Origin of the sequence: Desulfosarcina widdelii, from assembly GCF_009688965.1 — a bacterium.
In the GTDB taxonomy this organism is placed as follows: domain Bacteria; phylum Desulfobacterota; class Desulfobacteria; order Desulfobacterales; family Desulfosarcinaceae; genus Desulfosarcina; species Desulfosarcina widdelii.
In genome coordinates, this window is record NZ_AP021875.1 from 7,287,615 (window position 1) to 7,297,718 (window position 10,104).

Sequence of the window (10,104 nt, forward strand, 5' to 3'; positions counted from 1 at the left end):
CGTTTTCATAGGATCGGTTCATTTTTTACCTGCGAGGAGGAAATTGCATGGCAAACGCAAAGAAGATAACGAAAAACGCCGACGGCAGCCATAATGTGCCGGACAGTCCCGTCATTCCCTTTATCGAGGGCGACGGAATCGGGCCTGATATCTGGCGGGCCACCCGGATGGTCATCGATGCGGCCGTGGAAAAGGCCTATGCCGGCCGGCGGCGGATCGAATGGCAGGAGCTTCCGGTGGGCGAAAAAGGATACGAGAAAACCGGTAGTTACCTGCCCGAAGGGGCCCTGGCGGCTATCGAGGAAAATGTGGTGGCCATCAAGGGGCCGCTGACGACGCCTATCGGCAAAGGCATTCGCAGCCTCAACGTGGCCATCCGACAGAAGCTGGACCTGTACGCCTGCGTTCGGCCGGTGCGCTACATCGAAACGGTCCCCAGCCCCATGAAACACCCGGAGAAAATCGACATGGTCGTTTTCCGGGAAAACACCGAAGACCTTTATGCGGGCATCGAATGGGAGTCGGGAACCCCGGAAGCCGACCAGGTGGCCGATTTCATGAAGACGGCCATGGGCGTCGATCTGCCGCCCGAATCGGGCATCGGGATCAAACCCATCAGTCCGGCCAACACAAAGCGCCTGGTGGCCAGTGCCATCGCGCATGCCCTGGAAAACGGTTTTTCCAGCGTGACCTTGATGCACAAGGGCAACATCATGAAATACACCGAAGGGGCCTTTGCCAAGTGGGGCTACCAGGTTGCCGAGGAGCGTTTCGGCGACCGGACCGTCAGCGAGGCGCGGCTCTGGGAAGATTTCGATGGAAAGGTGCCCGCGGGAAAAATCGTGATCAAGGATCGTATCGCCGATATGCTTTTCCAGCAGGTTCTGCTCAGGCCCGACGAATACGGCGTTATCGCTACGCCCAATCTCAACGGCGATTACCTGTCCGACGCCCTGGCCGCCCAGGTGGGCGGGCTGGGCATGGCGCCCGGAGCCAATATCGGGGACCGCTGCGCAGTATTCGAAGCGACCCACGGCACCGCCCCGAAATATGCCGGTATGGACAAGGTCAACCCCGGTTCCCTGATCCTGTCCGGGGCCATGATGCTGGATTATATGGGCTGGAAAGAGGCGGGTACGGCGGTTCGCGCTGCGGTCCAGGCGGCCATCAAGGCCCGGCGGGTGACCTACGACCTGGCCCGCCAGATCGAGGGTGCCCAAGAGGTGAAATGTTCCGAGTTTGCCGCCGCTATTGTGGCGCAGATGCAGTAGGACTGGGAATACCGGGCGCTGAGGCAATGCCGTTTTTAGTGAAACCGCTGCTGGCCGCGATGGCCAATGCCTTGTTTCCGGCCCGATGCTTGGGGTGCAGACAGCTTTTTCACCGTCAGGCGGCCCGGGCCAAGGAGGATGGAAGCGAGAAGTCGGATGCCGGTCGCGCCCTGGCCGATTATTTTTGCCCGGTTTGCAGCGGCCAGTGGACCGCGGTGGCATCGCCCTTGTGCTCGCGCTGCGGTATGGTATTTAAAAGCCGCGTAGGGCCGGACCATTTCTGCGGACGCTGCCTGGAGCGACCCGGGACCTTTACCCGGGCGCGGGCGGCTGGCGCTTATGACGGCACGCTGCAGCTTGCCATCCAGGCGCTCAAATTCAAAGGGCACACCCATCTGGCAAATCCTTTGGGCAGGCTGCTCTATGCGACCTACCGGCACTATTGGTTGGATGGCGATATCGACCTGATTGCACCGGTCCCCTTGCACCGGCGCCGATTCCGCCGGCGGGGCTTCAATCAGGCTTTATTGTTGGTCAAGGCTTGGCCGCTGTCCGGTGAAGTGGTCATGGTGCGCGATCTGCTGGCAAGAAACCGGCCCACACCGCCTCAGACCGGCCTGGACCGGCGCCAGCGGCGTATCAATATCAAGAATGCCTTCGGTGTGAGCCGGCCTGGAGAAAGTGTCGGCAAACGAGTCTTGTTGGTAGATGATGTGCTGACGACCGGCGCTACGGCGGAAGCCTGTGCAACCGCGCTTTTAAAAGACGGGGCCAAGCGGGTGGATGTTCTAACCCTGGCGCGGGCATAGTGCCCGTCCAGAAATGGCCAATTTGCCCAATATCTTTGTTGCTCGAAAAATCTTATCCTCGGAATATGCCCAAAATATGCCTGCGGTAAAATTTTTCGTGCGCCTCGATCTCGACCAAATTTTCCTATTTCTGGAAGGGCACAGATAGTCCATGTTGCATACGGTGAACGATTGTATTTGCTGAGAAAAGGGAACAACTACCTGTTTCAGTTTGCGCCGCTTGCTCGTATTACCGGCCTGGTTCATACGGTTATGGCGCGCAATGGCGGTGCCAGCGCCCCCCCTTTTAACGGATCGAATGTAAGTTCAGGGGTGGGCGACGCGCCCGAAGCGGTCACGGCCAATCGTAATCGGCTGCAGAAGATGACCGGCGGCATCCATATCTATACGCGGCAGAATCACGGTACCACCATCCGGGCGATCCGCCGGGACGTGCTGGCCACCAAGGAGACGATCCAGACCTTACCGCACGAGGCCGACGCCCTGATTACCGATGTGCCGGGCGTGCGCTTGCTGATCCAGACGGCGGACTGCCAGGCGGTCATGCTGGCCGATCCCGAGGCGCGGGTGGCGGCCAACGTTCATTGCGGCTGGCGAGGTAATGTGGCCGATATCATCGGCCGGACGGTGGCATGCATGGCCACGGAATTCGATTGCAGACCGGAACGGATGGTTGCGGCCATCGGGCCTTCGTTAGGGCCCTGCTGCGCCGAGTTTGTCAATTACGAGCAGGAGATTCCCCGTTCGCTGTGGCCGTTTCGCGTCGGGCGGCATCATTTCGATTTGTGGGCGATCAGCCGGCATCAACTGCACCGGACCGGTATCGCCCGGGAGAATATCCATGCTGCCGGAATCTGCACCCGCTGCAACCCGCACCTGTTTTTTTCCTACCGGAAGGCAAGGCAAACCGGTCGATTCGCAGCGCTGATCGGCTGGGACGAGACGTGTAAAGGACAGGCGTCATGATCGCACAGGATACCGTCGTGTTGTGGAACCGGCCGGAGGCGCAGGGATATTTTCGCCTGGGACTGGCTTGCAGCTCTGGCTTCGATTCGGCCAAACCCGGTCAGTTCGTCATGGTGCGCATCGGATCGGAAGTCGATCCACTGCTGAGGCGGCCCTTTTCCCTGTTGGGCCTGATTCATGAGCAGGATCGGGTGGCCGGCATCGAAATCCTGTTCAAGGTGGTGGGTAAAGGCACCGACCGGCTATCCCGCTGCAAAGTGGGCGACCGGCTGTCGGTCATCGGCCCGCTGGGTAATACCTTTCTGGTGCCCGAAACGTGCCGTCGGCTGATTCTTGTAGCCGGCGGCGTCGGTGTGCCGCCCATTCGGTTTCTGGCCCATCGTCTGCTCGCGCAGGAGGAACCTTTACGTCGCTGCCTGGTTTTCGTCGGCGGACGAAGCAAAGAGGATCTGGTCTGCCTGACCGAGTTCGATCTGCCCGGATTTTTGCTGGACATCTCCACCGATGACGGCAGCCGGGGCAATCTCGGGGTGGTTACCCGCAGCCTGGAAAAAGCCCTGGACGCCGAACCGGCGGATCTCATCTGCGCCTGCGGGCCGCAAGGAATGCTCAAAGCGGTTGCTCAAATCGCCATTCAGCGCAACATCGCCTGCCAGGTGTCCATCGAGGCCATGATGGCCTGCGGGATGGGGGCCTGCCTCGGGTGCGCCGTTGCAGTTCGGGACGATGATGCCCGTTATCGGCATGTCTGCACGGACGGTCCGGTGTTCGATGCCCACCGGCTGAAATGGTGACGGCGTCGTAAACGTCGGTATTTTGACATTGACTTGAACCCCCCGGTTATGGTAGTGGCGTGTATTCCGATCATGACCTGATCTGACGCAGTACCAACGGTCGGAGAAGGGTCGAATTCCATGAAAAAAGAGACGCGCAAGTGGATCCGGGAACTGGCTTTTTACTCGAGCCTGGGGTTTTCGGTATCGCTCTCCATCTTTATCGGGCTTGGAATCGGGGTGTATCTGGACAGGCGTTTTGAAACCACACCGTGGTTGACGCTCATTTTTCTGGGGTTCGGTATTGCCGCCGGATACCGCAACATCGGCCTGGCAATCAAAAAGAGCCGAAAATTGTGACCAGCAGCAGCGAAACATCGACTACCGTGAATATTCAGCAGCGCATTCTCACATTCGTTACACGGACCAACTGGATCCTTCTGGTATCCATCAGTCTGATCGGGCTGCTGGCGGCATCGCCGGCCTTTACCCGCGGACTGATTTTCGGCGGGCTCATTGTCACGGTTAATTTCCACCTTCTGGCCAAAACCCTGAAAAAAGCGCTGCAACCCAAGCGGCTGGCATCCCCCAACGCAATTCTGGTCAAATACTACATCCGATTCATCATCAGCGGCGTGATCATCTTTTTACTCATCCGCCAGCAGGTGGTGAACCCCATCGGTCTGTTCGTCGGTCTTTCCGTCGTGGTGGCCAGCATCACCCTGGCGACCATGATCGAGGTCAAAAAACTATTTTTCAAGGAGGCGGTTTAAGGATGGAGCATCCCTATCTATTTTTCGTGAAGATCTTTGAAGCGATCGGGCTGGGACATTTTGCCCACACCTACACCCATGTGGTTTACTCCTGGGTTCTCATGGCAATTCTGATCATCGCCGGGGCCCTGGCCACCAAAACCATCTCCATGGTGCCGGGAAAGGCTCAGAACCTGTTCGAAGTGATCGTCTCGGGAATCGAAGAGTTCATGGTGGAGACCGTCGGTGAAGAGGGCCGTTGGCTCTTTCCCCTGGCGGCTACGATTTTTCTCTATATCTTTATCGGCAACTTGATCGGCATCATTCCAGGATTTTTTCCGCCCACCGCCAATCTCAACACCACGGCGTCCTGCGCCATCGTTGTGGTCGTATTCACCCACGTGATCGGTATCAAATACCACGGGGCCAAGTATATCAAACACTTTATGGGCCCGGTGTGGTGGATGGCTCCGCTGATTTTCATCATCGAAATCATCGGCCACCTGGCGAGAATTCTCTCCCTCTCCTTCCGTCTTTTTGGAAACATGATGGGACACGAAATCGTCCTGGCCATCCTCTTCGGTCTGGCCGGTGCTTTCTTCGCGCCGCTGCCGATCATGGCCCTGGGTATCTTCGTGGCATTCGTACAGGGATTCGTTTTCTTTCTGCTCTCCATCATCTATTTCTCAGGGGCCATGGAACACGCCCATTGATGGAGACGGTTTGTCGGAATACCGTCGGCGCGAGTGAAAGCGCGCCGACTCTTTTCTAATGGTTTTGGGGTAACTGGAAGAAGCCCTAATTATCAATCTTTCAAAGGAGGTAGTTAAGGATATGGAAGCTCAAGCATTACAGTTTTTTATCGCATGTGTGACCGCCGCTGGTTTTGGTATTGCTATCGCCGCTTTCGGTTGCGGTATCGGACAGGGCCTCGGCCTCAAGTCCGCCGTTGAAGGCATTGCCCGCAATCCCGAATCTTCCGGTAAAGTCACCGTGACCATGCTGATCGGTCTGGCCATGATCGAGTCTCTGTGTATTTACGCACTCGTCGTCGCTCTGATCCTGATCTACGCGCATCCCCAGGCCGGCGCCATTGCCGGGCTGTTCGCGCACTGATTTTCGTACCAGTTTGACCTAAAAAAGGGTGACTGCTCATGGCAGTCACCCTTTTTTTTCGTAAGTCCGCCTGTCAGGCAATCCCCACTGGTGTTTATTTCCCTTCTCCCAAGATCCGCTGCAAATATCTGCCGGTGTGGGATTCGGCCACCCGGCAAATGGATTCCGGCGTTCCGGTGGCGATTATATACCCGCCTGCATCGCCGCCCTCGGGTCCCAGATCGATAATGTGATCAGCGGTTTTGATGACATCCAGGTTGTGCTCGATGACCACCACCGTATTGCCGGCATCGACCAGTCGCGTCAACACATCGAGGAGTTTGCGGATATCGTCGGGATGAAGTCCCGTGGTGGGTTCGTCGAGAATGTACAGGGTGCGGCCGGTGTCACGCTTGCTCAGTTCCCGTGCCAGCTTGATGCGTTGAGCTTCGCCGCCGGAGAGGGTGGTGGCGGACTGGCCCATGGGAACGTATCCGAGCCCAACATCCGCCAGAGTTTGGAGTTTGCTTCGAATCGCTTCGATGTTCCGAAACAAAGCCAGGCCCTGATCCACGGTCATTTCCAGAACATCCGCGATGGTTTTTCCCTTGTAGCGGATCTCCAGAGTTTCCCGGTTGTAGCGCTTTCCTTTGCAGATATCACAGGGGACATGGATATCAGGCAGAAAATGCATTTCGATGCGGACGATGCCGTCCCCCTCGCAGGCTTCACAGCGTCCGCCACGAATATTGAAACTGAAACGTCCCGGCTTGTAACCGCGCATCCGTGCCTCCGGGGTACGGCTGAAAAGCTCGCGTATGGGAGCGAACAGGCCGGTGTAGGTGGCGGGGTTCGAACGCGGGGTCTTGCCGATAGGGGACTGGTCGATATCGATGACCTTGTTGATTTTTTCGAGGCCGGCGATTTCTTCATAGCGGCCGGCGCTTTGATTGAGCTGTTGCAAATGGCGAATGGCGGCCCGGTACAAGGTTTCGATGACCAGCGTTGATTTGCCGGATCCTGACACACCGGTGACAGCGATGAATGCCCCCAGCGGGAAGCCTACTTCGATGTCTTTTAAATTGTTCTGGCAGGCGCCGGTTATCCGAATTTCGCCTTGCCCGGCTGTCCTGCGTTGGGACGGAACCTCGATGCGAAGGCGCCCGGAGAGATATTTGCCGGTAAGGGAGTACTCGTCGGCCACAAGTTTATCCGGCGGCCCCTGAAAGACGATTTCGCCGCCGTCGACTCCGGCACCCGGACCCATATCCACCACATGATCGGCAGCCAGTATCGTCTCCTCGTCATGCTCCACGACCAGGACGCTGTTGCCCATGTCGCGCATGTTCATCAGTGTTTCCAACAGCCGCTGGTTGTCCCGCTGGTGCAGTCCGATGCTGGGTTCGTCCAGCACGTAAAGTACGCCGGTCAGTTTGGAGCCGATCTGGGTGGCCAGGCGGATGCGCTGGCTCTCTCCGCCCGAAAGGGTGTGAGCCGGACGGTTCAATGTGAGATAAGAAAGGCCGACATCACCGAGAAATTTCAGCCGTGCACCGATCTCCTTGACGATTTTGGCGGCAATCAATCCCCGTTTGCCATGGGGCCGGTACGTGGAGAAAAATTCCTGGAGCCGGCTGATGGGCTGCGAACCCAACGCGTCAATAGAATATCCGCCAATCCGGATGTGCCGGCTTTCTCTTCGAAGTCGCGAACCCTCGCAATGAGGACATGCCAGTTCGGCCATGAAGCGGCTTATACTGTTTTTTTCCGCGGTCGTTGCCGCCTGGTTCAGGCGTGTGCGTAACTGCGCAATGATGCCTTCAAAGGGTTTTGGACGTTTTTGACCGTTTTGCTTTTCAAAGGGGGTGAATGGGATTTGTTGATCGCCCGAACCATACATCAGCGCGCGCTGAAAGGCCTCGGGAAGATCCTTGTATGGGGTGTAGATATCTGTTTCATAAAAAGCGGTCAGCTCCTCGAGAAACGTCATGAATGCCACGGAATGGCGATGGGCCCAGAAGGAAACGGCACCTTCCCGCAGCGAAAGCTCGGCGTTGGGGACGATTTTACGGATGGAGAAATCCCGGGTGATTCCCAGCCCGTCACAGTGCGGGCAGGCGCCGTTGGGAGAGTTGAAGGAAAAACTTGCCGGCGTCAACTCCGGGTAGCCGACCTGGCAATGGACACACATTGCGATTTCGCTGAATTGCAACGTTTCGAGCACCTCGTGCGGGCGCCGGCCAACGAATGCAACCTCAACCCGCCCACCGGATCTGGCCAGGGCCAGTTCCATGGAATCGGCCAGGCGGTTGCGGATGCCCTCTTTGAGAATCAGCCGATCGACGACCACCTCGATTTTCCGGGAGGGCAGGTCGGAAATGGTGCCGACGGCCTCCAGTTCCCGGATACTGCCATCGATGCGAATGCGGGCGAACCCGTCTTTTCTCAACGGCTTCAACAGGTCCTCCGGGCTTTCCATTGATTTCGTGGAAAGCGGGGAGAGAATTAAAAGCCGCGAACCTTCGGGTCGCTGCAGGACCGCAGTTACCATCTCGTCTATGGTTTGGGAGATGATCGGCCGGCCGCATTGATAACAGTGGGCGATGCCGGCTCTGGCGTAGAGCAGGCGCAAAAAATCATAAATTTCCGTGACCGTGCCCACCGTGGAGCGGGGGTTATGGGCGGCCGTTTTCTGTTCGATGGCAATGGCCGGAGAGAGGCCTTCGATCAGGTCTACATCGGGCTTTTCAAGCCGCTCCAGAAATTGCCGGGCGTAGGTGGACAGCGATTCCACATAGCGGCGCTGGCCTTCGGCATAGAGGGTGTCGAAGGCCAGGGTAGATTTTCCGGAACCGGACAGGCCGCTGATTACCACCAGTCGGTTGCGCGGCAGCATCAGACTGATGTTCTTCAGGTTGTGTTGCCTGGCCCCTTCAATGGTAATGGTATCGGGTCGGTTCACGGATTTTTCAGGATCGAAGAGAATTGGATTCAGCGATGTAGGAACGATGGCGGCGCAACCATTCAGCCTGTTTTGCCGCCATGGCGATGGCTGCCACCATGCTTTCGGCCGAGGCCCGGCCCGTACCGGCAATGTCGTAGGCGGTACCGTGATCCACCGACGTCCGCACGATGGGCAGCCCCAGGGTCGTGTTGACACCGTCGTTGAAATGGATCATTTTAAAAGGTCCCAGCCCCTGATCGTGGTACATGGCGATCACGGCATCGTAAGCCCCCCGCGACGCCGAGAAAAAAACGGTGTCTGGCGGATGGGGGCCACTGGCGTCGATCCCCCGGGAGATCGCCTGGTCGATGGCCGGTCGGATGATTTTCTCCTCTTCGTCGCCAAAGAGCCCGTTTTCTCCTGCATGCGGGTTGAGGCCGGCCACGGCGATGCGGGCGTCAGAAATTCCAAAACGGGTTTTGAGATCGTGGCCGGTCAGTTCGATGACCTTCAGGATCGTCGACGTCGCAAGAATTTCGGGAACCCGGGCCAGCGGCACATGAATGGTGGCCAACACGACTTTAAGCCGGTCGCCGGCCAGCATCATGGCATAGTTGCGTGTCTGGGTGCGGTGCGCCAGAATTTCCGTATGACCCGCGTAGGCAATGCCGGCCATATGCAACGCCGCTTTATTGATCGGGCCGGTGGCGATGGCGTCAACCTTGCCGGCCATGGCGTCGTCGATGGCGGCATTGAGATAGGCGAACATGGCCAGGCCGCATGCAGCCGTGGGCCGGGCCCAGTCCAACCCGGCCGCATCATTGGAGCGACCCGGATCGATCACGGCAACATCGGCATGGCTCCGGCGCGCTTCATTGACAGAAGGAACCGCAACGAAATCGATTTTTGCACCAGCGCAACGGGCCCCTTTGATCAATCGAACGGCATTGCCATAAACGATCGGCCGGCAGAGTCGGGATACGCATGGCTCGCACAGTGCTTTGGCGACGATCTCGGGGCCGATGCCCACCGGATCCCCCATTGTGACGGCGACTATCGGAAGGTTGTCATTCATTGGGCGAACAATCAAATACGGACCGGATTCGGGTTGACGGCTTATGGGCGATCACCATACGGGGCCTATCATACTCAGCCGACGCGTCTTTGTAAAATAAAATCAAAAAAAACGAAAATACGAAAAAAATAGAGCTAAATGGAGAAAAACAAAGTTCACTATTATATCGAATCATTGTTGATAACTCTCGATCTGTTTAAAATGCTTATAGAAACCAACGGGGCTGAAAAACCTTGTATTTCGAAGCAGTTGCTTACGGTAGAGATGATAACTTGCTGTAAAAATAATTAAAAAAAACCTTTATGAGGATTGTGTTAGTTCTCTGGCAAACCGCAGATCATCCGCGTTGACTCGCAAGCATACCTTCATGTAAGTAACTTTCCAGTCGCCGATCCTTGCGGCTGCCTTTCTGAAAATCT

At 57.2% G+C, this 10,104-nt stretch carries 10 protein-coding genes; 8 read left to right on the forward strand and 2 right to left on the reverse strand.

Annotated elements, in window-relative coordinates:
* The first annotated feature begins 47 nt into the window (after window positions 1–47).
* The 8 genes from icd to atpE all read left to right on the forward strand — a co-directional run bounded on the left by icd (window position 48) and on the right by atpE (window position 5,687).
* A complete protein-coding gene (gene icd / locus GN111_RS33260) occupies window positions 48–1,271 on the forward strand; it encodes an isocitrate dehydrogenase (NADP(+)) (RefSeq protein WP_155307857.1) in 1,224 nt (407 codons plus the stop codon).
* A gap of 26 nt (window positions 1,272–1,297) precedes the next feature.
* Window positions 1,298–2,080, forward strand: a complete 783-nt coding sequence (locus tag GN111_RS33265) for a ComF family protein (protein WP_170302580.1) — start codon at window positions 1,298–1,300, stop codon at window positions 2,078–2,080.
* 177 nt (window positions 2,081–2,257) lie between these two features.
* Window positions 2,258–3,046, forward strand: coding sequence for a peptidoglycan editing factor PgeF (gene pgeF / locus GN111_RS33270; RefSeq protein ID WP_155307859.1), 789 nt, complete (start codon window positions 2,258–2,260; stop codon window positions 3,044–3,046).
* Window positions 3,043–3,840, forward strand: a complete 798-nt coding sequence (locus tag GN111_RS33275; RefSeq protein ID WP_155307860.1) for a dihydroorotate dehydrogenase electron transfer subunit — start codon at window positions 3,043–3,045, stop codon at window positions 3,838–3,840. Before pgeF ends, GN111_RS33275 begins: the two co-directional genes overlap by 4 nt.
* 120 nt (window positions 3,841–3,960) lie before the next feature.
* Window positions 3,961–4,179, forward strand: a complete 219-nt coding sequence (locus GN111_RS33280; RefSeq protein WP_155307861.1) for an AtpZ/AtpI family protein — start codon at window positions 3,961–3,963, stop codon at window positions 4,177–4,179.
* Entirely contained in the window at window positions 4,176–4,592 is a 417-nt protein-coding gene (locus GN111_RS33285; protein WP_231715630.1) for an ATP synthase subunit I, read from the forward strand. The genes GN111_RS33280 and GN111_RS33285 overlap by 4 nt, the downstream gene beginning before the upstream one ends.
* A gap of 2 nt (window positions 4,593–4,594) precedes the next feature.
* Window positions 4,595–5,284: a F0F1 ATP synthase subunit A gene (atpB, locus tag GN111_RS33290; RefSeq protein WP_155307862.1), complete on the forward strand. Its 690-nt coding sequence runs from the start codon at window positions 4,595–4,597 to the stop codon at window positions 5,282–5,284.
* A 121-nt stretch (window positions 5,285–5,405) separates the two neighbouring features.
* Entirely contained in the window at window positions 5,406–5,687 is a 282-nt protein-coding gene (atpE, locus tag GN111_RS33295) for an ATP synthase F0 subunit C (protein WP_155307863.1), read from the forward strand.
* Window positions 5,688–5,781: 94 nt separating this feature from the next.
* Here atpE and uvrA read toward each other — a convergent pair whose 3' ends face one another.
* A complete protein-coding gene (gene uvrA / locus GN111_RS33300) occupies window positions 5,782–8,628 on the reverse strand; it encodes an excinuclease ABC subunit UvrA (RefSeq protein ID WP_269433806.1) in 2,847 nt (948 codons plus the stop codon).
* A gap of 7 nt (window positions 8,629–8,635) precedes the next feature.
* Entirely contained in the window at window positions 8,636–9,685 is a 1,050-nt protein-coding gene (gene pdxA, locus GN111_RS33305; RefSeq protein ID WP_155307864.1) for a 4-hydroxythreonine-4-phosphate dehydrogenase PdxA, read from the reverse strand.
* Window positions 9,686–10,104 lie beyond the last annotated feature (419 nt).

Bases quoted from the DNA above. Each gene is read 5' to 3' on its own strand.
- icd (WP_155307857.1), top strand. From the start codon at position 48: ATGGCAAACGCAAAGAAGATAACGAAAAACGCCGACGGCAGCCATAAT.
- GN111_RS33265 (WP_170302580.1), top strand. From the start codon at position 1,298: ATGCCGTTTTTAGTGAAACCGCTGCTGGCCGCGATGGCCAATGCCTTG.
- GN111_RS33275 (WP_155307860.1), top strand. From the start codon at position 3,043: ATGATCGCACAGGATACCGTCGTGTTGTGGAACCGGCCGGAGGCGCAG.
- GN111_RS33280 (WP_155307861.1), top strand. From the start codon at position 3,961: ATGAAAAAAGAGACGCGCAAGTGGATCCGGGAACTGGCTTTTTACTCG.
- atpB (WP_155307862.1), top strand. From the start codon at position 4,595: ATGGAGCATCCCTATCTATTTTTCGTGAAGATCTTTGAAGCGATCGGG.
- atpE (WP_155307863.1), top strand. From the start codon at position 5,406: ATGGAAGCTCAAGCATTACAGTTTTTTATCGCATGTGTGACCGCCGCT.
- pdxA (WP_155307864.1), bottom strand. From the start codon at position 9,685: ATGAATGACAACCTTCCGATAGTCGCCGTCACAATGGGGGATCCGGTG.